Genomic DNA, 23312 nt, shown 5'->3' on the forward strand with positions numbered 1-23312 from the left:
GCCTGACCCCATATCGTTGGGGCCAGGCCCGATTTTGCCTCTTGACAATGTCCTGCTCATATTAAAAGGAACGTCCCTATCTGCCGGGCTTGGGATACCATGGTGGCACCCTAGCGAAAGGATGTTTCATGGCACATGTCGATGACCAGCGTGTGGCGCGCGTGCTCGATGCGCTCGAGGCTCAGCATCCCGGCGCGCAGCTGCTTGTGAATGACCCGTGGTCGATCTACTATCTGACCGGGTTTTATGCCGATATGTTTGAGCGTTTTTGTGGCGTGCTGCTCGCGCGCAATGCCGAGTCGGTAATCCTAGTCAACGCTCTACACCAGCTGCCGGAATACGACAATGCCCGCGTCGCCTACCACACCGATACCGACGTCGTAACCGATGCCATCGCGAGTGAGATCGACCCAACCAAGCCGCTCGGCATCGACGCCGTCATGCGCTCCGGCTTTTTGATGCCGCTTATGGAGCGCCACGCCGCCAGCGAGTTTTTCCTGGGTGACTTTGCCGTCACCGCCGCACGCACCTACAAGGATGCCGCCGAACAGGGGCTGATGCGCGCGTCCTCGGTCGCTAACGACGCCGTAATGGCCGACGCCATCAAGCTCGTCCACGAGGGCGTGACGGAACGCGAGATTGCCGACCAGATGCTCGGCCTGTATCGCAAGCACGGCTGCGAGGGCTTTAGCTTTCCGCCCATCGTGAGCTTTGGCGCCAACGCCGGCGACCCGCATCATGAACCCGACGACACCGTGCTCAAGCGTGGCGACGTGATGCTGTTCGACATTGGCGGACGCCATCGCAACTACTGCTCGGACATGACGCGCACGTTCTTTTGGGGCGAGCCGGACGAGAAGACGGCGCGCATCTACGACATCGTGCGCCGTGCCAACGAGGCCGCCGAGGCGCTCATCGCACCGGGCGTGCGCATGTGCGACCTGGACCGCGCCGCACGCGACGTGATTGAGGATGCGGGCTATGGGCAGTACTTTACGCACCGCCTGGGCCACTCGATTGGCCTGCAGGACCACGAGCCGGGCGACGTCTCGCTTGCCAACGAGCAGGTTGTCGAGCCGGGCATGACGTTCTCCATCGAACCGGGCATCTACCTCCCCGGCCGCACCGGAGTCCGCATCGAGGACTTGGCCCTGGTCACCGAGTCCGGCGTCGAGATTCTCAACGCCTACCCCCACGACCCAGTCCGCCTAGACTAGCCTGGTCCCCAAGCCCCCAAACTAAGTTGCGGTGGAATAGTTCCTGGATGGGCTGCTAGAACCCAAAAACAGGAACTATTTCACCGCAACTGATGAGGGGATGGGCTAGCGCAACAGGCCTGCTACTTCGCCGGCTAGGGTGATGGTGCCGGCTGCTACGAAGGGCTCGTTGGCGGCATCGAAGGCAGCGAGGGCCTCGGACACACTCGGATATACGCCAGCGAGCTTATCGGCGTCCACCAGGGCGGCGAGCTCCTCTGCCGGCAGGGCGCGATCGGAATCGGTCTGGGTCACGACTACGCGAGGGAACGCCGGAACCAGAACGTCAACGATGCCCGCCACGTCCTTATCGGCCAGTGCGGCACACAGCAGCGTGGGGCGCTTCTCCACGCACGGATCGATCTCGTCCAGCGCGCTCACAAAGTTCTCGCAGCTCTGAGGGTTATGGCAGGCGTCGATCAGCTTGAGCGGATCGGTTCCCAGCACATCAAAGCGACCCGGCGTGGGGCAACCCATAAGCGAAGCGTCGAGTGCATCGTGGTCGAGCTCGCGACCCAAATAGCCCTCGCACAGCATAATCGCACACGCGGCATTCTGCGGCTGATACGCCGGCTTAACCATCCTCGACGTATAGATCGCGCGCGGCGTGGTGCAGCTAAACTCCACCGTATCACCCACGTGTGTCGGAAGTTTGGTCGTCGTATGGCTCACCACGAGCGGCACAACGCCGCACTCACGGCAACGAGCATCCATCACACACTGAACACTCGCCTCATGCGTACCCTCGCCCAAAACAACCAAACGCCCAGGCTTTATAACCGCAGTCTTCTCCCCCGCAATGGCCTCGAGGGTATCACCAAGGACCTTCGTATGGTCGAGTCCAATGCCCGTAATGGCGACGGCCACGGGATCGGTCGCACTTGTGGCATCCCAGCGTCCGCCCATGCCAACCTCAAGCACGGCCACGTCCACGCAAGCCTCGGCAAACATAGTCAAACCAGCCACGGACAAAAGATCGAAGGGCGTAATAGAACGGAGCTCCTCGCCCGCCGCCTCACGACGTGCGTTGAGACGACGACCAGCCTCATACGCCGCAGAGACACCATGGGCAAAGACCTCGTCTGAGACGACCTTTCCGTCAATCTCCATACGCTCGGGATATCGCACCAGATGAGGCGACGTAAAGAGTGCCGTCTTAAGGCCCTCACCACGAAGAATGGCAGCCGAGAATCGCGTCGTCGAGGTCTTTCCGTTGGTACCGGCTACCTGGATGCAATCATAGAACTCGTCAGGACGACCAAGCTCATCGAGCATCTCGACGACGGTCTCGAGCAGCGGCGTGGAATAACGCGCGATCTTGCCCGTATCGGCCGCAAGTGCAACAGCCTCATCAAAAGAAAGCTCCGGAACCTCAAACGGCACCGAATACAACCCCGAACGCTTCGCCATAACCAAAGTCCCCTCAACATAAAAAGAGGCCCGTAATAAACAACGAGCCCCTCCCATTCAAAATATCAGCCAAACACCGCTTGCAGCAGAATCAAGGCCACAACCCAGTGGCCCTAACGCACCAGATGCAAACAACCACGTAACTGCACTAGGAGCGGCCCGACGCTTTGCTCGATACAAGTTCCGCACGCAAAGGACAGCACTTAATGTGCTGTCCGTCTTGCGCAGGACTGTCCGCAGTAGCGAGCAAAGCATCGGGACGCGCCCCTCAGTAAGCCCTACGAGAAGTCAGCAACCTGAGCAGTCAGCGCCGCCAGGATCTCCTTGAGCTCAGCTGCACGGTCCCTCTTCTTCTGGACCACCGCGGGCGCGGCCTTAGCCACAAAGCCCTCGTTGGCCAGCGTCTTCTCGCAGCCGGCGAGCTCCTTCTGAGCCGCGGCGATCTCCTTCTCCAGGCGTGCCTTCTCGGCCGAAAGGTCAACCTTGCCCTCAAGCACCACAAAGACCTCGACGCCGCTGTCAACAACAGCGATGCTCGCAGACGGCTTCTCGACATCGGTACCCATGACCAGCGAGGCGGTGTTTGCCAGCGGCTCGATGGTCGAGCGCAGGCTCTCGAGCTTCTCGATGTCCTCGGCACCGGCACGCACGACCACGTCGAGCTCGGCCTTGGGGCTCAAGCGATAACGCGAACGCGTGGCGCGGGCGGCGGACACGACGGCGCGGCACAGCTCAAACGCGCGCTCGGCGTCCTCGTCAACATACTTGGCGTAGTCGGCTGGCTCGGGCCACTTGGCGATCATGAGTGCCTCGGCGCGGTCAACGTTGCCCTCGGCATCCAGGTCGAGCACGCTCGCCGGCATGTTGTCCCAGATCTCCTCGGTAACGAACGGCATAAGCGGGTGCATCAGGCGAATGGAAGTATCGAGCACAAAGATCAGGTTGCGCTGAGCCTGCAGACGGCCCTCGCCCTTCAGGCGGGCCTTGGTGACCTCAACGTACCAGTCGCAGACCTCGTTCCAGAAGAACTGCTGCACGCCGCGGGCCATGTCGCCAAAGGTGTAGTTCTCGATACCCTCGGTGACCATGTTCACGGCCTTGGCCAGGCGGCTGAACATCCAAGCGTCGGCCGGCGTCTCCACGACGGGCTCGCCGGGCGTGTAGCCCTCCATGTTCATGAGCAGGAAGCGGCTGGCGTTCCAGATCTTGGTCACAAACGACTTGGCCTGGTCGGTGCGCGGGCTGTCGATAAGCTTCTTAGTCTTCTTGTCGATGTTCGCGTCGAACTTAACATCCTGGTTGTTAGTGCACAGCGTGAGCAAGTTGTAGCGCATAGCATCGGCGCCGTACATGCCGATGAGGTCCATGGGGTCAACGCCGTTGCCCTTGGACTTGGACATGCGGCTGCCGTCCTTGGCAAGGATCGTTGGGTAGATGACGACGTCCTTAAACGGCACCTCGTCCAGGAAGTACAGCGAGCTCATGACCATGCGGGCGACCCACAGCGCGATGATGTCGCGCGCGGTGACAAGCGCCGTCGTGGGGTGATGGCCCTCGAGCAGCTCCGGCTTTTGCGGCCAGCCCTGCGTGGCGAAAGTCCACAGCTGAGAGCTGAACCAGGTGTCCAACACGTTCTCGTCCTGATGCACGTGATGACCGCCGCACTTGGGGCACACATCGGTGTCCTCGGTAAGGGCGTCCTCCCAGCCGCAGTCCTCGCAGTAGAACACAGGGATACGGTGGCCCCACCATAGCTGGCGGCTGATGCACCAGTCCTTGAGGTTCTCCATCCAGGTGGTGTAGGTCTGTGTCCAGCGCGCGGGATGGAAGGTAACCTTGCCGGAGTTGACGGCGTCGAGCGCCGGCCCCTTGAGCTTGTCGACGGCGACGAACCACTGCTCGGACAGCCACGGCTCAAGCACGGCGTCGCAACGGTAGCAGTGCATGACAGAGTGGTCGTGGTCCTCGACGTGATCGAGCAGGTCATGCTCCTCAAACCACTTGATGACGGCCTCGCGGCACTCCTCGCGGGTCATGCCGGTGAACTCGCCGTAGCCCTCGACGACCACCGCGTGCTCGTCGAAGATATTGATCTGCGGCAGGTCGTGAGCCTGACCCATGGCGTAGTCGTTGGGATCGTGAGCCGGGGTGACCTTAACGAAGCCGGAGCCAAAGTTGGCGTCGACATGCCAATCCTCAAAGATGGGGATCTCGCGGTCGACGATGGGGAGCTTAACGGTCTTACCCACGAAGGCGGCCTTCTCGGGATCCTTAGGAGAGACGGCAACGCCCGTGTCGCCGAGCATGGTCTCGGGGCGCGTGGTGGCAACGACGATGTAGTCCTGGCCGTTGACCGGCTCGGTCAGCGGGTAGCGCAGGTGCCACAGGTGGCCCTTCTCGTCCTTGTACTCGGCCTCGTCGTCCGAGATGGCGGTGGTGCAGTTGGGACACCAGTTGACGATGCGCTTGCCGCGATAGATCAAGCCGTCGTGGTACCAGTCGCAGAAGACCTTGCGCACGGCCTGGGCATAGTCCTCGTCCATGGTGAAGCGCTCGTTGTCGAAGTCGACGGAGCAGCCCATACGCTTGATCTGCTCGACGATGATGCCGCCGTACTCGTGGGTCCAGTCCCAGCAGGCGTCGACAAACTTGTCGCGACCGATCTCCAGGCGGCTAATGCCCTCGCTCTTGAGCTTCTTGTCGACCTTGGTCTGCGTAGCGATACCGGCGTGGTCGGTACCCAGCACCCAGCGCGTGGACTTGCCGCGCATGCGGGCCATACGGACGATAGCGTCCTGGATGGAGTCATCGGTGGCGTGACCCATGTGGAGCTTGCCGGTCACATTGGGAGGCGGAATGGTGACGGTGCAATCGCCCACGCCCTCGCGGCGCTTGTAGTAACCGCCGTCGAGCCACTTCTGCAGGATCGCCGGCTCGTTGGTCGACGGATCGTAGTTCTTGGGCATTTCTTCCATATATCTCTCCCTTGCCCGTCGGGGAGGAATGTAGGCCCGATTTTCGCTCGGTCAAGTCCTGGGCTCGCTCGAAGACCACATTAAGTGGTCTTCGGCTCGTGCGGAATCTACGAAAATCGGGCCTACATTCCTCCCCTTAGGTATCGATTACTTCAGTCTGATATGACTTCGCTGAGGCTTAAACAAACACACAGAATAACACAGGTAGTTGGGGTTATTGCGCATATATAAAATAGCCTCCGACCGCGGGTGGCCGGAGGCTATTTGCAAACACGTTTTAGGCAGGTCTAGCCGTAGATGCGCTGGGGCTGTTCTTCGCCCTTGACGGCCGCTTCGGTCACGACGACCTTGGAAACGCCTTCCTCGCTGGGCAGGTCGAACATCGTCTGCTGCAGCACGTCCTCGCAGATGGAGCGCAGGCCGCGGGCGCCGGTCTTGCGGGCGAGCGCCATGCGGGCGATCTCGTGCAGCGCCGCGTCCTCAAACTCAAGCTCAACGTCCTCGAGCTGGAACATCTTGCGGTACTGACGCACCACGGCATTCTTGGGCTCGGTCAGGATCGACACCAGGTCGTCCTCGTCGAGCGCCTGCGTCTGGGTGACGACGGGCGTACGTCCCACAAACTCGGGGATCATGCCAAAGGCGTTGAGGTCCTGCGGGAGCACCTGGCGCAGCAGGTCGTTCTCGTCGACCGAGGTGGGGCCGGCAATCTCGGAGTTAAAGCCCACGCCCTTGTTGCCCACGCGATCGGCAATGATCTTATCCAGACCAACAAAGGCACCGCCGCAGATGAACAGGATGTTCGTCGTGTCGATCTGCAGCAGCTCCTGCTGGGGATGCTTGCGGCCGCCGGTGGGCGGAACGCTGGCCACCGTACCCTCAAGAATCTTCAGCAGCGCCTGCTGAACGCCCTCGCCCGAAACATCACGGGTGATGGAGAGGTTCTCGGCCTTGCGGGCAATCTTGTCGATCTCGTCCACGTAAATGATGCCCACCTGCGCGCGCTCAATGTCGCCATCAGCGGCGTTGATGAGCTTGAGCAGGATGTTCTCCACGTCCTCGCCCACATAGCCGGCCTCGGTGAGCGCGGTGGCGTCGGCGATGGCAAACGGCACCTCGAGGATGCGCGCGAGCGTCTGGGCCAGCAGCGTCTTACCGGTACCGGTGGGACCGAGCAACAGGATGTTGGACTTGGCGAGCTCAACCTCGTCCATATCATCGTCGAGTTGCGAGTCCAAGCCGTCGTCAAAGGCCGAAAGAGCGGCGCCGCCCTCGATCACGCGGCGATAGTGGTTGTACACGGCCACCGACATGGCGCGCTTGGCGTCCTCCTGACCCATAACATAGGCCGAAAGCTCGTCATAGATCTCGTGCGGCGTCGGCACATGCGTGATGACCTGGCGGTCGTCCTCGAGCTCAAAGCCCTCGGCCTCGGGGTCCATAGAGGGCTGCCCGGCAGCCTGGCCGTGGTCGTTGAGGAAACCCGGCAGCTTGCCGTTGCGGGCAGCGTCCATAAAGTCCGAAGCAAGCGACTCCTCCAAGATCTCGGAGCAGGCGGCGACGCACTCGTCACAGATAAAGATGTTGGTCGGGCCCTTTACGAGGCGACGAACCTGGCCCTGCTCTTTTCCGCAGAAGGAGCAGCGGATGGGGTTGCCGTTCTCGTCAAAGTTGTCCTGCATGTTACCTGCCATCCTAGGCGTCCTTCGCGGCGAGATCGCGTGAGGTGACGATACGGTCGATCAGGCCGTAGTCGAGGGCCTCGGCAGCGGTCAGGTAGTTGTCGCGCTCGGTGTCGGCCTGGACCTTCTCGATGGGCTGACCCGAGGCGTCGGACAGGATCTGGTTGAGCTCGCGGCGAGTCTTCTTGATCTCCTCGGCCACGATCTCGATCTCGGTCTGCTGACCCTGGGCACCGCCGCTGGGCTGGTGAATCATGACCTTGGAGTGCGGCAGGCAGAAGCGCTTGCCCTTAGCGCCGGCCGAAAGCAGCACGGCGGCCATGGACGCGGCCATACCGACGCAGATGGTGGAGACCTGCGGCTTGATGAAGTTCATAGTGTCAAGAATCGCCAGGCCGGAGTAGACCTCGCCACCGGGCGAATTGATGTAGAGCGAGATATCCTTCTCGGCATCCTGGCTCTCAAGATGCAGCAGCTGGGCAACGACCAGGTTGGCGCTGACGGAGTTGATCTCCTCGCCCAAGAAGATGATGCGGTCGTTGAGCAGGCGCGAATAGATATCGTAGCTGCGCTCGCCGCGCGGCGTCTGCTCGATAACGTATGGCACGAGGGCGGAATCGAACTTGGCGATCATACGCATCTCCATTTCTCTCTTGCGGACCAAATTGGTTCTAGATAAACGTACGGTGCCCGCATGCTATGCATTGGCTGGCACCGTACGAAGCAACCGGATAACCGGTGTATAACTTTACCCCATCACGGGCGCACCCATGCGCTCGCGGGCAAGGTGGCGAGAATTACTCGGCGTCCTTGGCGGTCTCGTCGACCTCGGTCACCTTGGCGTTCTCGACCAGGTGGTCGACGGCCTTGGAACGACGGATGGACTCACGGACGGCAGGCATGCGGCCATCGGCGATGAACTCGGCCTTGGAAGCCTCGACGTCCTTGACGCCGGCCTTCTCGAACTCAGCGTTGATGTCATCCTCGGTGACCTCGATCTTGAGCTCGCGGGCGAGGGCGTCCAGAGCCAGGGACTCACGGGCAACGTCGTTGGCCTGCTTGTGCAGGTCGCCGATGAACTGCTCCATGGTCAGGCCGGAAGCGGGCAGCCAGGTGTCCAGGGTCATGCCGCGGGCAGCGAGGTTGGACAGGAAGTTCTGGCCAAGCTCCTCAAAGACGGACTGCTCGTAGTCGGCATCCATCTCGTCGAGCTGCAGGCGCTCGGCGAGAGCGGAGACGCAACGGTTCTCCTTCTCCGCCGGGAGGCGGGAAGCCTTGTCCTGCTCGATCTCGATCTTGATGGCGTCGCGCATAGCGTCGATGCTGTCGAAGCCAAAGTCGGACTTGACGAGCTCGTCGGTGAGCTCGGGGGTGTTGCGGACCTTGATGCCCTTGACGGTGACCTCGACGGTGTGGGTCTCGGCCTCCTCGCCCTCTTCGACCTCGTCGGTCCAGGTGACGGTCTTGACGTCGTCAACGTTAGCGCCGATCAGGGCCTCGTTGAACTCCTTGGGGTTGCTGTCGCTACCGGCGATGAGCATACGGCCCTCGGCGGCAAAGTTGTCGGCGTTCTCGACGGCCTTGAGGTCGACGGTAACGTAGTCCTCGGCCTCGACGGCGCGACCCTCGACGTCCTCGAAGGTGGCACGGTAGTTGAGGAGCATCTCAACCTGATTGTTGATCTCGGACTCGGTGACCTCCGCAGGGGGCATCTCGATCTCGACAGCGTCGAAGGAGGAGAGCTCAGCGGCGGGACGCAGGGAGAACTCGACGGTGTAGGTGTAGTCCTCGTGATCCTTGGCGAGGTCGAGGTCCTTGTAGTCACCGTTCTTGGTGGGGACGATGTCCAGCTCGTTGAGGACGGCGGGCTCGTTGGCGGCGATCAGGTCGTTGGTGGCCTGAGCGAGGGTAGCCTCGGCGCCAAGTGCGGAGTCGATGACCGGACGGGGAGCCTTGCCGGCGCGGAAGCCCGGGAAGCGGTACTTCTTGGCGGTGTCCTTGTAGGCCTTCTTGATCGCGGCGTCGACGTCGGCGGCCGGGATGGTGACCGTAGCGGTGAGCTTGGCGTCCTTGACGTCAGAAGCGGTGATGTTCAACACGTTCCTCCTCATACTGCCCAGCTTATCTGAGGTGCTGGTACCTTTATGCAACAAAGAGTCGCGACGGCCGAGGCCGACGCTGGTGCGTTGGTGCGGGCGAAAGGACTCGAACCTTCACGGGAATCCCACCAGAACCTAAATCTGGCGCGTCTACCAATTCCGCCACGCCCGCATGAGCGCACAGACTAGGAATGATAGCAGATACGAGCGGCAAGCGCACGCACACGTTTTTAGCTCACGACCTCACCATGAGTGCAAAAGGCGGGGCGAGTTGCCCCGCCCCGCCAATTACGACTTGTTCGCTGACCCGCTACTCCCCCAGCAGGGCCTTCTCGGGCGTGATGGGCAGCGAGCGGACCTGATGTCCGGTGGCGTGTGCCACGGCCGAGGCCACGGCGGCGAGCGGCGTGTTGATGACGACCTCGCCGATCGACTTGGCGCCAAACGGGCCCGTCGGCTCGTAGCTCGGCTCAAAGGCCACGCGAATGCTGCCGATATCCAGGCGCGTGGGCAGCTTGTAGCTCATAAAGTTGCCGGTGCGCAGGCGGCCGCGGTCATCGTGCTCGACGATCTCGTAGAGCGCGTGGCCGATACCCTGGGCAATGCCGCCCTCGGCCTGGACGCGCGCGAGCGCCTCGTTGATCACGGTGCCGCAATCGACGGCAGCGGCGTAATCCACCACGGTCACCTTGCCGGTAGCCTTGTCGACCTCGACCTCGGCAATGCCGGCCATAAACGGCGGGGGCGAAACGGGCAGGCAGGCAGAAGCATGCGAGGTGAGCGCGTCGCCGCCCGCGATATTCTTGACGCACAGGTTGGCAAAGTCGCGCAGCGTGAGGTAGCGGTTCTGCTCGCGCGCGGCACGCTCGTCGGACAGGCGCACGTACTGACCATCGAAGACTACATCGGCGACGTCCACATCCCACATCTGGGCGGCCTTGGCGCAAATCTTCTCGCGCAGCTCGGTCGCGGCGTTCTTGGCGGCAAGGCCCGTCACGTACGTACCCGAGCTCGCGTACGAGCCGGCGTCAAACGGCGACACATCGGTGTCCACGCCGCGCACCACGATCATCGAACTCTCCACGCCCAGCTCCTCGGCGGCAATCTGCGCCAGGATCGTGTCGACGCCCATGCCGTTATCGGTGGCGCCGGTGCCAATGGTAATGAAGCCGTCCTCTTCAAGGCGCATGTCGATGCCGGCGATATCCACGTTGGAGATGCCCGAGCCCTGCATGGTAAGCGCGCAGCCCAGGGCGCGCACGCGGTCGCCCAGGTCCACGGCCAGCGGCTTGTCGCGCCAGCCGATCATGTCCATCGCGCGCAGCAGGCAGCGGTCGAGCGCGCAGGCGTTGAGCTTCTCGTTGTAGTACTGCGGCATGATCTCGCCCTCGCGCACGATGTTCTTAAGGCGCAGGTCGGCGGGGTCCATGTGCAGCATGTCGGCGAGCTCGTTGACAGCGCTCTCCACGGCAAACTGACCCTGGGTGGCACCGTAACCGCGATACGCGCCGCCGCGGTTGGTATTGGTGTAGACGGCGTCCCAGCTAAAGCGGCTCGCCTTCACGTGGTTGTAGATGGGCAGGCTCTTGTGGCCCGAGAGGCCGATCGTCGTGGTGGCATGCTCGCCATAGGCCCCGGCGTTGGACAGCGTATGCAGATCGATGGCCGTGATGGTGCCGTCGTTCATGGCGCCCAGCTTAACGGTCATCTGCATCTGGTGGCGCGAGTTGCCCGCGGTGATGGTCTCCTCGCGGGTATAGCAGCAGTAGCTCGGACGGCCGGTCTGCTGGGTCACAAACGCAACGAAGATCTCGCAGCAACCCGTCTGCTTGGAGCCAAAGCCGCCGCCGATGCGCGGCTTAATGACCTGCACCTGCGACTGCGGGATGTCGAGCGACTGCGCGACCATGCGGCGCACGTGGAAGGGCACCTGCGTAGAGGTGGTCACCGAGATACGCCCGAACGCGTCGGTCGTCGCGAAGGCGCGAAAGGTCTCCATGGGTGCGGTCTGCGTGGCCTGGCTGGTGTAGGTGCGGGTGAAGACGATGTCGCTCTGGGCGAACGCCTCATCAAGATCGCCAAAATCGCTGGTACCGCTGCACACCAGGTTACGAGCAACGTCGCCGCCCTGCGGAAACATAAAGGTCACGTCGCCCTCGGGGTGAACCACGATGTCGTTATCGAGTGCCTTGGTAAAGTCGAGCAGGGGCTCAAGCACCTCGTAGTCGACCTTGATGAGCTTGAGCGCCTTGTCGGCGGCCTCCTCGGTCTCGGCGGCGACGATCGCCACCTCCTCGTTTTGGTAACGGACGAGGTTCTCGAGAATCAGGCGGTCGTAAGGCGAAGGCTGCGGATAGCTCTGGCCGGCGATGGTAAAGCGGCGCTTGGGCACGTCCTCGTAGGTGTAGACGCCCACGACGCCGGGCACCTTCAGGGCGCGCGACGTATCGATGGAGCGGATCTTGGCGCGGGCATAGGGGCTGCGCTTGAGCTTGACGATCAGGGCGCCGGCGGGCACCAGGTCGCCCGTGTAGACGGGACGCCCCTCGAGCAGGGCCTTCGAGTCCTTCTTGGGCTGCTTATGAGTGATCTGCTTATAGGAGACGCCGTCAGAACTGGTGTCGTTGACCGGCAGCTCGGGCATCTCAAAGCCCACCTGCACGCCGGACTCGTTGAGGAAGCGCACGATGGCGCGCAACTGGCTCTCGTAGCCGCTGCAACGGCAGAGGTTGCCGGCGAGCTGGCGCGAGAGCTCCTCGCGCGTGGCGACGAGGCTCGGGTCCTCCTTGGCAGCGCGGGCAAGCGCCAGCACGTTCATGATGAGGCCGGGAGCGCAAAAACCGCACTGCTCGGCGCCTTCGGCAGCCATTGCGCGGGTCAGCGCCTCAGACTCGGCCTTGAGACCCTCGAGTGTGGTGATGGAGCGGCCCTCAACACGGGCGGCGGGAACCGAGCAGCTCAGCACCGGGTCGCCGTCGAGCCACACCGTGCACAGGCCGCAGTTGGTAGTCTCGCAGGCGCAGCGCACCGACGCGCAACCCTGCTCGCGCAACAGCGCAAAGAGCATGGTGTCGGGGGCAATCTGAACCTTGACCTTACGGCCGTTGAGCGTAAAGGAAAGATCGATGAGTTTGGCAGCCATTAGCGCACCTCGCTAGAATCGACGCCGGGCACGCGGCGGCAGGAATACTCGTCCGTGGCAAACTTGGGGACCTGCACGGTCTCGAGCTCGCGGGCAAGCGCGGCCGAAAGCTCGATGCCGGCGGCGCGGCGCACGGCCTGAATCGCCAACGGGGCCGAGATGCGGCGGCGGTATTCGGCCGAGCCCCACAGGTTGGTGCCGTAGCCCAGCGAGCGCACGGATGCGGCCAGGGCGCGAAGCTCGTCCTCGGAAGGATGCTCGGCGGTAAGGCCGCATGCCTCGCCCTGCAGCAGGGTCGCGCGCAGCGGGCGGGCGCCCACGGTGACATGCCAGGAGCCGTCCCACCAGGCGGCGGTAAAGTTCAGCGAGGGAAAGTCGGTCGCGGCCTTGCGCACGGCCTCGTAGCTCGCACGGTAATCGTGCTTGACGACCACGACATGCTCGATAACGTCGCGCACGTAGCCCATGTCAACGAACTCCGCGAGCGGCACGCGGCCGGCGCCCGTCAGCTCAACATAGGAATCGAGCGCGAGGAAGGCGGAGAGAACGTCCGAGAAGCCAAAGCGGCCGTAGATGCTGCCGCCCACCGTGGCGGTATTGCGCAGCTGCACGCCCACGATATCGTGGACGGCGAACTCAAAGACATTGTTGACAAGCGCGTTGAGCTCGGCATGGCGCTCGAGCTGGCGCAGGGTACACATGGCACCGATGCGAAACTCGGTCTCGGTCTCCTCGATCTGATCGAGTCCGCAGGCCGAAAGGTCAATCGCCGTCGCCACGCGACGCGAACCCAGGCGCATCCAGATGCCGCCTCCCACAATCTTGTTGTTGCGGTTCTTCTGTAAGAGCTCATAGGCTTCGGCCGCGTTTCCAACACGGACGTAGGTACCGAACTTGAGCACGTTCTCCCCCATCTCTTCACTTGTCCAGTACTTTTAAGTGTACCAAACGAGGGGCCGCACACCGTTTTAGGACAAAATCCACCCACCCATCCATAACTTGCGGTGATATACGGACTGATTAGCCGTTCTGGAACGCAAAACAGTCCGTATATCACCGCAAGTTATGAGGAGTCCTCCGGGATAGAAAAGGCTCCCAGCCGGATAGCTGGGAGCCTCATCGCATGCTATGTCGAGCGAAGATTTAGCAGACGCCCTGGGCGAGCATGGCGTCGGCGACCTTCAGGAAGCCGGCGATGTTGGCGCCCATGACGAAGTTGCCCTCCTCGCCGTACTCCTTGGCGGTGTCGTCCACGTTGTGGAACATGCCGCGCATGAGCTGCTCGAGCTTGCCGTCGACCTCCTCGAAGGTCCAGGACAGGTGCTCGGCGTTCTGGCTCATCTCCAGGCCGGACACGAGCACGCCGCCGGCGTTGGCAGCCTTACCGGGCATAAAGGCGACGCCGTTCTCCTGGAAGTAGGTCGTGGCCTCGATGGTCGTGGGCATGTTCGCGCCCTCGCCGACCACCTTGCAGCCGTTGGCGACAAGCGCCTGGGCGTCCTCGAGCAGCAGCGTGTTCTCGCGAGCGCAGGGCAGCGCGATGTCGCAGGGAAGCTGCCATACGCCGCGGCCGTCGCCCTCGTGCCACACGGCGTTGGGCTTCTCGTCAACGTACATAGCGAGCGTAACGCCCTTGTCGTGGCCGGAGCGCTTCTTGTTGTAGACATGCTCGAGCACGGTGTAGTCGATGCCGTCGGGATCCTCGACCCAGCCGTGGGTATCGGAGCAGGCGAGCACCTTGCCGCCGAGCTGGGAGACCTTCTGGACGGCGTAGATGGCGACGTTACCGGAACCGTGAACGACGACGTTCTTGCCCTCGAAGGAGTCACCGCGGCTCTTGAGGTACTCGTCCACAAAGTAGACCAGGCCGTAGCCGGTGGCCTCGGTACGGGCGAGCGAACCGCCAAAGGAGAGGCCCTTGCCAGTGAGGACGCCGGTCCACTCGTTGGTCAGGCGCTTGTACTGACCGAACAGGTAGGCAACCTCGCGACCGCCAACGCCCAGGTCGCCGGCGGGAACGTCGGTGTTGGGGCCAATGTGGCGATAGAGCTCGGTCATGAAGGACTGGCAGAAGTGCATGATCTCGTTGTTGGACTTGCCCTTGGGGTCAAAGTCGGAGCCGCCCTTGCCGCCGCCCATGGGGAGGGTGGTCAGGCTGTTCTTGAGGATCTGCTCCAGACCCAGGAACTTGAGCATACCCAGGGTGACCGTCGGGTTAAAGCGCAGACCGCCCTTGTAGGGTCCAATGGCAGAGTTGAACTCGACGCGGTAACCGCGGTTGACCTGAACCTTGCCCTGGTCGTCGACCCAGGGAACACGGAACATGACGATGCGCTCGGGCTCGACGAGGCGCTCAAGCAGGGCGGCCTCCTCGTACTCGGGATGGGCGTCGAGCGCCGGCTGGATGGTGCCGAGAATCTCGGTCGCGGCCTGGATGAACTCAGGCTGCTCGGGATAGCGGGCCTTGAGCTCTTCGAGAACTTTCTGCGTGTAGCTCATGCTTCCTCCAATTGATGGAAAAGAAAAGTGTCGTTCGAGGCGCCCCATGCGCCGCGAGCTTTATCGAGTATGGATAATATCGCACTGTTGCAGCAAAGTTTCGCATAAGCCGACGAGCAGATGTTTCGTTTTGATTACGATGCAGGTAGAAGCGTTTTTGAGCACCCAACGTGCAAATCGCGTGTTTCAAAGCTGTTTCGTCCATATGGTCCATACCACCACATTGGGGACAGGCACCTTTGTGGTGGTTTGACTCGTAATGCCACAAGAAGGCCATTCAAGCAGCGAAACCACCACAAAGGTGCCTGTCCCCAATGTGGTGGTTTTGGTGGCTAGAGGACGAGTTGATGGTAGTCGGCGGGGGTTATGCGGCCTTCGGTGGCAGCGCGGAAGGCGGCGAGCGCATCGCCCGAGAACGGCATGGCCCAGCACAGACCGCAACCTGCGGTAATGGAGCCGGGCAAAGGCATAATGCGCCCGGGCACGCCGGCATCCAGGCACAGCTGCTCGCATTCCATCACATCGAAGGTGCTGTCAAACGACACGATAATCTTGCGCTCGTGGTCGAGGGCCTCACCGGACGGGTCTTCGCGGTGTGCATCACGATACGCCGCGGCGGCCGCTTCCTCTTCCGCAGTATGTCCACAGCTACCACAACCGCAGGTACAGGGTTCGGATCCGTCGCAAGTGCAAGGCTCTCCCGTGTCGGGACAAATATCGTGAGACATGGCAACTCCAATCGTCTAGGCGAGTAACTCGGCCGCCGCAAACTCCTCGGGCGTATTGACGTTTTCGAAGCAGAGCGTCGAGCCCGCGGCCTTAACGATCTGCGGTTCATCCATATAACCAGCCTGAACGCGATTGATCAGGCAGCGAATGCGCTGGCGGTCGCAGGCGAGCAGCTCATGGGCGGCCGGCGCACACGCGTCACGGCGCCAGACGGCGCAAAGCGGCTCAATCCCCCGCTCCTCGCATGGCACGCACACGTCGAGCGCCTCGGCCTCAACACGATCGGCGAGCGCGCCGATGAGTTCCGGCGAGACAAACGGCATATCGCAGGCGACGATCGCCACGAACGGCAATCGGGCCGCAGTCAGCGAACTCGCGATGCCGCGCATGGCACCCGCCGGTCCTTCAAGGTCCGCCACCACACGCGGCACCAGGCCGCCAAACGTGCGCTCCTCAAGATAGACAAGCTCGCTGGGACGCGAAGTCGTCACGACCAACTCGCCGGCAACTGGCGCCAGCCGGCCCAGCACGCGCTCGATGAGCGGCTCGCCGCAAAACGCCATGCGCGCCTTATCGCAGCCCATGCGCGACGACAACCCGCCCGCCTGGACGACACAAGAAAGATCGGCACGTCTTACGGTAGTCATACGACAAAACACCTCCATCGGCATGCTCGAAACCCGATGCACGAAGCCAGATACCGTCGCCGATAAAGCGGGCGGCACGGCAAACCTGTGCAAAAACAAAACAGCGCCTTTGCGGCACGCAGCAAGACCGCGAGCACAAAAGCGCTGGTAGCGTATGGCGGGAACGTATGTGAATCGAACACATCCAAGACGTTTTGCACGCCTCGCAACGGTTTTGAGGACCGCGGAGCCCACCGGAGCCCATCCGTTCCCAAGTGCGGCGGTATTTTACCAAACCGAGCAGCCAATCTAACGCAGGGAGCGCAGGCCGCCAGAATCCTTGTCGAGCACCGTAAAGCGCACGGCATCTAGGTGCTCCAAGATGCTGATGGCACGTTTGCGCGACACACCCAGGGCCTCGCGCAGTACGCTCGTGGTGGCAGCACCGCCGGCTGCCTCAATGGCGGCGGCAACAAGCTCGCGCGCATGGGCCTCGGCGGCAGCGGACAGGGCAACGTCGCGCTCGACCTTAACGATCGAGCGATTGAGCGAAAGCTCGCGCAGGGCACGCGTCATGGTGTCGCGACCGAGCTGCAGTTGTTCGCCCACCTCGGGCAGCGCCGGTGCATCCAGGCCGGCCTCGTCAAGAAGCGCGACGATCCGTTCGCAAGCCTCTCGCACCACGCGTGCCGCTGCGGCGGCCGAATGCGGATCGAATACCTCGGCGCCCTCGGCGGCGCACACGCCACGCGAGCATCCCTCGGCAATCAGGGCCGCGGCAACGCCTTCATCAGCGGCAGGCCACGCAGCATGGGCAACGGCGCCGGGCGTAAAGCCCGTCTCCTTGGGAGCCGCCGCGTGCATAGCTGACAGGGTCGCCGCCAATGCATCCATCGCGGCGTCGAGCACCATGGCATCCGCCAAGAGGTCAGCATCACCCACGGCAAGCTTACGAACGGAGCCCTGCGACACCAACCCGCGCAGTGCGGCATCGACCTCGCCGACACCAAGATCCAAAGCCTCGGCAACATCAACCGCCGAAACCGGCAGCATCTGCAGCGCCAGCCAAGCACCCACACCGCCCGCGATATCGCCGGCCTCAAGCGCCGCAAGCAGCGTGCACTCCTCCGCCGAAAGCTCGCGCGAGCGACGGCAGCGCGAAAGCAGCACACGCCCGCCGCCAATGAGCATAACGGGCGAATACGACAGCACCACGGCATGGTCTCCGGCGCGCAGCGGCAACGGCTCCTCCAAGCGCACCTGTACGGTACGGGTCTCGCCCACTGCCATGGGGGCCTCGCCCTCCATGAACATGATGCGGCCGACGACCTCGGCCGTACCGGCCATCACGTGCACGCGCGCGCCCGACTCCAGCACGCGCGGCTTGGCACCCTCGCGACCCAGATAGGTGAACGTCATCATAAAGCGCAACGTCTGACCAAAGCGGCCCGCCACGCCCAGCATCTCACCGCGATCGAGCGTGGCGACGGCATCGCCCGCCAAGTTGAGAGCCACACGCTGACCGGGCAACGCCTGCGGCGTATCGCCATGCACCTGAATCCCACGCACGCGACAGACCGTACGCGACGGCAAAGCCATCAGCTCGTCGCCCACCGCCACCGGCGCATCGTGCAACGTTCCCGTCACGACGGTGCCGACCCCCTTGATCGTAAAGCAGCGGTCAATCGGCAGGCGAGGCACGGCATCGCTCCGATCGGAACGGTCGCGGCAGGCATCCCAGCAGGCACTTACTTGCTCGTCGAGCACCGCAAGCAGCCCCTCGATCCCCTCGCCCGTCTTAGACGACACGGGCACAATTGGCGCGCCCGCAAACACAGTACCCGACAAAAAGTCATCGACATCGAGCTCGGCAAGCTCGGTCATCTCGGCATCGGCCAGGTCGCACATCGTCAGCGCGACCACCATATGCGTAACGCCCAACAGCTCCAGCACATGCACGTGCTCGCGGGCCTGCGGCATTACGCCCTCAACGGCAGAGACCACCAGCACGGCAACGTCGATGCCTGTCGCACCCTGCACCATAGCGCGCAGGTAATGCGCGTGGCCCGGCACGTCGACAAGGCCAACGATCTTGCCGCTCGGCAGCGCCAGTTCGCCAAAGCCCAGCTCCACGGTCATACCGCGACGACGCTCGACCTCTAGGCGATCGGGATTCTTGCCGGTCAGCGCCTCGATCAGCGCCGACTTACCGTGGTCGACGTGGCCCGCCGTGCCAACGATAACGGGACACTCCACCAACGCCTGAACCTCACTCATCGTGCAACCGCCTTCTCAACGCACGCTACGAACGTCGATGCCGCCGTCTCGATATCTCGGTCGCCCACGAGCGTGCGCACGTCAAACAGGACGCGATCGTGCGAGGCGCGCGTGACGACCGGCGTGTCGAAGTCTTGGACGAGCGAGCGCTTGAGCGCGTCGACGGACAGGCGCTCGTCGACCGGGCAGACAGCCACGCACATCGTGGGCAACTCGACGGTAGGAAGCGAGCCGCCGCCGGGAGTCGACGACTCCTCGACGATTTCCACCTGCACGGCACACGGGCAGCCAGCCTTATCGAGGCCCGCCACCATCAGCTCGCGCAGCTTGCGTGCGCGACGCTCCAGATGAGCCTGCGGAAGCGTGAGCATGTTGAGAACCGGCACCTCACGATGGGCAACACCCGCCCCGTCCATGTAAATGCGCAGTGTGGCCTCGAGCGCCGCCAGCGCGAGCTTGCCCGGGCGCAGGGCACGCATAAGCGGATGTGACCCACAGGCCTGGACCAGCTCGCGACGGCCCATGATGATGCCAGCCTGCGCCGCGCCCAGAAGCTTATCGCCCGAGCACGACACGATATCGAGCCCCGACGCCACCGAAGTGGGCGTAGTCTCCTCGCCGCCGCGAACCAGGATGTCGTCGGGCAGCAGCGCGCCCGAGCCCTGGTCCTCGTAGAACAGCAGGCCATGCTTGTGGGCCAGAGCGGCAAGCTCCCGAGAGCCCACCTCCTCGTGAAAGCCCTCGATGCGATAGTTGGAAGGATGGACCTTAAGGATCATCGCCGTGTCGGGCGTGATGGCGCGCTCGTAGTCGCCCAAATGCGTGCGGTTGGTGGCTCCGACCTCGACGAGCTTGGCGCCCGAAGCCGCCATGACATCGGGGATGCGAAAGCTGCCGCCAATCTCGACAAGCTCGCCGCGACTGACGATAACCTCTTTGCCCGCGGCATGAGTCGCCAGCACTAGCAGCACCGCGGCGGCGTTGTTGTTGACCACGAGCGCGTCCTCGGCACCGGTGAGTGAGCGGATCAGCTGCGCCGCATGCTCCTTGCGCGACCCGCGCGAGCAGGTGTCCACACTGTACTCGAGCGTGCTGTACCCGCGCGCGACCTCGGCCACGGCCTTGGCAGCCGACTCCGCGAGCGGGGCGCGACCCAAGTTGGTATGGATGACCACACCCGTAGCGTTGACGGCAGGGCGCAGGCTCGGCAGCGCGGAGCGGTGCGCACGCCACTCAATAGCCGAAGCCAGGTCGCGCTTAGAGCGCGGGGCGGCGCCGGCGCGAATGGCGGCGCGCTCCTCGTCGAGCTCGGCCGTCACGGCAGCATGGACCACCGCGTCGCAGGTCTCCCCCGCCGCCTTCACCACCGGCCACTCGGCAAGCAGCTCATTGACGGAAGGAATGGCGCGCAGGCGGGCGCGTACCTCATCGGACATGTTCTGGCTATCGCTCATGTGCGGCCTTTCAAAACCAAAGGTAAATCAATCGTTCGGACGTCAAGCAATCAGACAAATCGATCGGCTGAGTCAATCATTCACTATTATCCTCGTGCTCCGCGATCTTTTCCACGTGAACGGCGTTTTCCTGGGTGAGCGCGGCACCCGTCAACGGGTCCCAGCGCAGCGGCGTGTGGTCGAGCGGCCCCACGCCCAAAGTTTGAGCGCCACCGGCATCGGCGCCAAACGAACGCCCGCCGGGAGCGGCCGAGGTGAAGATGCACGCCGGATGCAGATAGGGCGTCGTCTCCACGCGTACGCGATCACGGCCCACGTCGCTCACGAGCTCGACGACCTCGCCATCGGCAATGCCCATGCGCGCAGCGACATCGGCGTTCATCTGCACGGCGTCCAAGTCCGATCCCGCCTCGGCGGCACCTTGGACCGCAAGCCTGCGCGAGGTATGCGACCCAAAGGGACGGTTGCCGCTAATGAGGCGAAACATCCCCGGGCTGGGCTCCACCATCGGCGCGATCCAGCCTGGCACGCGTCCCAGGCCGGCACGCTCCCATACGTCACTTGCCAGCGCAATCTTGCCGCCGGCAAGCGGAATCGCCGGCTCACCCGTGCGCGACGGCAGCGACACGCCCGTATCGGCCCAACCGCGCTCCTTGAGCTCGTCCAGATCAACCCCAAAAGGCTCCACCTGGGCAGCTGCCAGATCGTCAGACGTAAACCGAAAGTACTCGCCCACGCCACACGCCTGCGCCAGACCGGCAAAAATCTCCCGACCGGGACGTGTGTCGTCATGCTGCACAGGCAGCACGGCGTTGCGGTAGAACACCCGCGAATCGTTGACGCCCACGACCGAGCCCACGCCGCGGTCGGCCTCCAGATACGTCACGTCGGGCAGCACGAAGTCAGAAGCACGCGCCGTCTCGGACCAGCGAATATCAATCGTCACGAGCAAGTCGAGCTGCTGCAAAATACCCAGCCAAGCCTGTGCATTGCCATAGCCCGCACCGGGGTTACTGGCATAGACGATGAGCCCACGCAAATCACCGGCAAGAATCGACTGACCGATGGTCGTGCACAGGCCGCGCACCGGATCGACCAGCGGATAGCGCTCGGACCCCAGCTTGGGCCCACGCGGCACCGACGGCGTCGCAAAGCGCGTGGGATCGAGGTCGCCCAACACAAGCGGCGTGGGCGGGTTGAGCGCGCCGCCCGCATGCCCGATACAGCCCAGCAGCACATCGACCAAGCAGATAGCGCGCGCTGTCTGGGTGCTATTGGCATACGCGATACCGATGCCACCATGAAAACCCGCATCCACCACAGCGGCAGGCGCGGCGGCAGCGAGATCGTGCGCCGTGGCGACAATCTCTGCGGCCGGCACGTCGCACATCGACTCGGCCCACTCGGGAGTCCAAGCACCGGCCGCCTGCGCCAGCTCGTCAAAACCCGTGGTATAGCGGGCGACGAACTCGAGGTCGTACAGGTCCTCGGCAATCAACACGTGGGCAATACCCAACAGCAGCGCCAAGTCGCAGCCCGGGCGCACGCGGAGCCAGCGATCGGCAATAGCAGCCGAGCCGCTGCGCCGGGGGTCGACCACGATGATTTTCGCCCCGCGCCGGCGCGCATCGTTGAGTGCATCAACGGCCCCCATCGTCGACGAATCGACGAGGGAACGCCCCAGGTACATGATGCAATCGGTATGCGCCAGGTCGGAGGCGGGGCTATAGCCCAAGCTATGCTCCCAACCAGTGAGACGGCTTACCTCGCAGGCGCCATCGGCACCGTACACGTTGGGCGAACCCAGCGTGTGCATAAGACGATAGCCCCAGTAACGGTCGAACGAGGGCACGCCGAGCGTCATGCCCAGCGCGCGCGGACCATGCCCGTCAACAATCCCCAAAAGACGCTCTGCAATCTGCGCGAACGCCTCGTCCCAGGAAATCGCATCGAACCCCGAGCCATCAGCTCGGCGACGCATGGGGTGCAAAATCCGGTCGCGCTCATCAAACGGCATTGCCAGGCGATGCCGTCCGCGGGCGCACAGGGCACGCGCCGCGCACGGATGCCCCGGCACCGGCAGCTCGGCCACCACGCGACCGTCCTCAACGCGTGCCGCAAAGGCGCAATCGGCATAGCATCCCCCGCATGTGGTCACCACGGCGCGACCGTCACGCTTCACAGCAGATGCCATCTCGATTACCCCTTTCATCAGCCAAACACAACAGGCCAAAAGCCCGGCAACGAGCCCCCAGACCCAAAAAGCCTCCCGCACGGCAACGCCCCGCGGGAGGCCCAACGTCAAACAGACGGTACCTTACGCCTCGGACTTCTTGGCGTAGATAAACCAGTAGCCGAGCGCGACCAGAACCGCGCCGCCCACGATGTTGCCCAGCGTGGCGGCGGACAGGTTAAACGCAATGCCCGCAGCGTTGAGTGCATCGGCGCCGGCGACGTCGGCACCGTAGCCGCATGCATGCATCACGGCACCCATGGGCAAAAAGTACATGTTGGCGACGCAGTGCTCAAAACCGCAGGCCACAAAGGCGGCGATGGGCAGCAAAATGCCCACAACCTTATCGACCACGGTCTTGCCGGCGGTACCGATCCACACGGCCAGGCACACAAAGATGTTGCACAGGATGCCGCGGAAGAAGATCGTCACCCAGTCGATCGTCACCTTGCCGGCGGCGACGCTCACCATGGAATTGGCGACCGCCTCGCCGTTAAGCTTATAGATGCCGGCCATGTACACCAAAAAGACGATGAACAGGGCACCGACAAAGTTACCGACCCATACGACGACCCAGGCCTTGAGCATCTGGACCAAGGTAATCTTTTTGCTCTTGAGCGCGCAGACCATAAGCGAATTACCGGTGAACAGCTCAGCACCGCACACCAGCACGAGCACCAGGCCCAGGCAAAAGCACAGGCCGCCCACGACGCGCTGGGCGGCCCAGCCCAGCGTGCTATCGCTCAAGAACACGGTAAAGAACAGGCCGCCGAAGGCGATGAACGCACCGGCGAACATTGCCAACAGAAAGGCCTTAGCGACCGGCAGGTTAGCCTTGGTCACGCCGGCGGCCTCGGTCTTAGCCTCGATCGCGGCGGGCGCCAGGCAATCGGGAGCGGGATATTCTGCCTTGGAATCTGCCATGTCAAT

General features: G+C 63.2%; 15 protein-coding genes and 2 tRNA genes. 1 reads left to right on the forward strand and 16 read right to left on the reverse strand.

The window, feature by feature from the left end; genetic code table 11:
• Positions 1-128 precede the first annotated feature (128 nt).
• Positions 129-1217, forward strand: a complete 1089-nt coding sequence (locus AB5202_RS01465) for a M24 family metallopeptidase (RefSeq protein WP_368144402.1) — start codon at positions 129-131, stop codon at positions 1215-1217.
• A gap of 105 nt (positions 1218-1322) precedes the next feature.
• Here AB5202_RS01465 and AB5202_RS01470 read toward each other — a convergent pair whose 3' ends face one another.
• From AB5202_RS01470 to AB5202_RS01545, 16 genes are all read right to left on the reverse strand, one after another.
• Entirely contained in the window at positions 1323-2666 is a 1344-nt protein-coding gene (locus AB5202_RS01470; RefSeq protein ID WP_368144401.1) for a bifunctional folylpolyglutamate synthase/dihydrofolate synthase, read from the reverse strand.
• Between the two features lie 278 nt (positions 2667-2944).
• Positions 2945-5641, reverse strand: a complete 2697-nt coding sequence (locus AB5202_RS01475; RefSeq protein WP_368144400.1) for a valine--tRNA ligase — start codon at positions 5639-5641, stop codon at positions 2945-2947.
• Between the two features lie 287 nt (positions 5642-5928).
• Positions 5929-7335: an ATP-dependent Clp protease ATP-binding subunit ClpX gene (gene clpX / locus AB5202_RS01480; RefSeq protein WP_368144399.1), complete on the reverse strand. Its 1407-nt coding sequence runs from the start codon at positions 7333-7335 to the stop codon at positions 5929-5931.
• A 1-nt stretch (position 7336) separates the two neighbouring features.
• Complete coding sequence (locus AB5202_RS01485) at positions 7337-7957, reverse strand: ATP-dependent Clp protease proteolytic subunit (RefSeq protein WP_022095182.1); 621 nt, start codon at positions 7955-7957, stop codon at positions 7337-7339.
• Positions 7958-8120: 163 nt separating this feature from the next.
• On the reverse strand, positions 8121-9422 hold the full coding sequence (gene tig, locus AB5202_RS01490; RefSeq protein ID WP_161145190.1) for a trigger factor: 1302 nt from the start codon (positions 9420-9422) through the stop codon (positions 8121-8123).
• An 88-nt stretch (positions 9423-9510) separates the two neighbouring features.
• Positions 9511-9594, reverse strand: a tRNA-Leu gene (locus AB5202_RS01495).
• A 138-nt stretch (positions 9595-9732) separates the two neighbouring features.
• The gene (locus AB5202_RS01500; RefSeq protein ID WP_368144398.1) at positions 9733-12564 is read right to left on the reverse strand and encodes a molybdopterin-dependent oxidoreductase; all 2832 of its coding nucleotides are present in this window, start codon (positions 12562-12564) and stop codon (positions 9733-9735) included.
• Positions 12564-13466 carry an FAD binding domain-containing protein gene (locus AB5202_RS01505; RefSeq protein WP_368144397.1) on the reverse strand — a complete coding sequence of 301 codons (903 nt, stop codon included), beginning with the start codon at positions 13464-13466 and terminating at the stop codon, positions 12564-12566. Before AB5202_RS01505 ends, AB5202_RS01500 begins: the two co-directional genes overlap by 1 nt.
• A gap of 241 nt (positions 13467-13707) precedes the next feature.
• On the reverse strand, positions 13708-15063 hold the full coding sequence (gene gdhA / locus AB5202_RS01510; RefSeq protein WP_368144395.1) for an NADP-specific glutamate dehydrogenase: 1356 nt from the start codon (positions 15061-15063) through the stop codon (positions 13708-13710).
• Between the two features lie 332 nt (positions 15064-15395).
• Positions 15396-15791 carry a putative Se/S carrier protein gene (locus tag AB5202_RS01515; protein ID WP_368143476.1) on the reverse strand — a complete coding sequence of 132 codons (396 nt, stop codon included), beginning with the start codon at positions 15789-15791 and terminating at the stop codon, positions 15396-15398.
• Positions 15792-15806: 15 nt separating this feature from the next.
• Positions 15807-16439, reverse strand: coding sequence for a molybdenum cofactor guanylyltransferase (mobA, locus tag AB5202_RS01520; RefSeq protein WP_368143477.1), 633 nt, complete (start codon positions 16437-16439; stop codon positions 15807-15809).
• A gap of 155 nt (positions 16440-16594) precedes the next feature.
• Positions 16595-16691: transfer RNA gene (locus AB5202_RS01525), tRNA-Sec, on the reverse strand.
• A gap of 36 nt (positions 16692-16727) precedes the next feature.
• On the reverse strand, positions 16728-18695 hold the full coding sequence (selB, locus tag AB5202_RS01530) for a selenocysteine-specific translation elongation factor (protein WP_368143478.1): 1968 nt from the start codon (positions 18693-18695) through the stop codon (positions 16728-16730).
• Complete coding sequence (gene selA, locus AB5202_RS01535) at positions 18692-20149, reverse strand: L-seryl-tRNA(Sec) selenium transferase (protein ID WP_368143479.1); 1458 nt, start codon at positions 20147-20149, stop codon at positions 18692-18694. Before selA ends, selB begins: the two co-directional genes overlap by 4 nt.
• Positions 20150-20225: 76 nt before the next feature.
• Entirely contained in the window at positions 20226-22343 is a 2118-nt protein-coding gene (locus tag AB5202_RS01540; RefSeq protein WP_368143480.1) for a molybdopterin-containing oxidoreductase family protein, read from the reverse strand.
• A gap of 123 nt (positions 22344-22466) precedes the next feature.
• Complete coding sequence (locus AB5202_RS01545; protein WP_368143481.1) at positions 22467-23306, reverse strand: formate/nitrite transporter family protein; 840 nt, start codon at positions 23304-23306, stop codon at positions 22467-22469.
• Positions 23307-23312 lie beyond the last annotated feature (6 nt).

Source organism: Collinsella aerofaciens (genome assembly GCF_040915545.1).
In the GTDB taxonomy this organism is placed as follows: domain Bacteria; phylum Actinomycetota; class Coriobacteriia; order Coriobacteriales; family Coriobacteriaceae; genus Collinsella; species Collinsella aerofaciens_BE.

Excerpts from the sequence above, each read along its gene's own strand:
- AB5202_RS01475 (WP_368144400.1), bottom strand. The coding sequence starts at position 5,641 with ATGGAAGAAATGCCCAAGAACTACGATCCGTCGACCAACGAGCCGGCG.
- selA (WP_368143479.1), bottom strand. The coding sequence starts at position 20,149 with ATGAGCGATAGCCAGAACATGTCCGATGAGGTACGCGCCCGCCTGCGC.
- AB5202_RS01540 (WP_368143480.1), bottom strand. The coding sequence starts at position 22,343 with ATGGCATCTGCTGTGAAGCGTGACGGTCGCGCCGTGGTGACCACATGC.
- gdhA (WP_368144395.1), bottom strand. The coding sequence starts at position 15,063 with ATGAGCTACACGCAGAAAGTTCTCGAAGAGCTCAAGGCCCGCTATCCC.
- selB (WP_368143478.1), bottom strand. The coding sequence starts at position 18,695 with ATGAGTGAGGTTCAGGCGTTGGTGGAGTGTCCCGTTATCGTTGGCACG.
- AB5202_RS01465 (WP_368144402.1), top strand. The coding sequence starts at position 129 with ATGGCACATGTCGATGACCAGCGTGTGGCGCGCGTGCTCGATGCGCTC.
- AB5202_RS01515 (WP_368143476.1), bottom strand. The coding sequence starts at position 15,791 with ATGTCTCACGATATTTGTCCCGACACGGGAGAGCCTTGCACTTGCGAC.
- mobA (WP_368143477.1), bottom strand. The coding sequence starts at position 16,439 with ATGACTACCGTAAGACGTGCCGATCTTTCTTGTGTCGTCCAGGCGGGC.
- clpX (WP_368144399.1), bottom strand. The coding sequence starts at position 7,335 with ATGGCAGGTAACATGCAGGACAACTTTGACGAGAACGGCAACCCCATC.
- AB5202_RS01485 (WP_022095182.1), bottom strand. The coding sequence starts at position 7,957 with ATGATCGCCAAGTTCGATTCCGCCCTCGTGCCATACGTTATCGAGCAG.
- AB5202_RS01470 (WP_368144401.1), bottom strand. The coding sequence starts at position 2,666 with ATGGCGAAGCGTTCGGGGTTGTATTCGGTGCCGTTTGAGGTTCCGGAG.
- AB5202_RS01500 (WP_368144398.1), bottom strand. The coding sequence starts at position 12,564 with ATGGCTGCCAAACTCATCGATCTTTCCTTTACGCTCAACGGCCGTAAG.
- AB5202_RS01545 (WP_368143481.1), bottom strand. The coding sequence starts at position 23,306 with ATGGCAGATTCCAAGGCAGAATATCCCGCTCCCGATTGCCTGGCGCCC.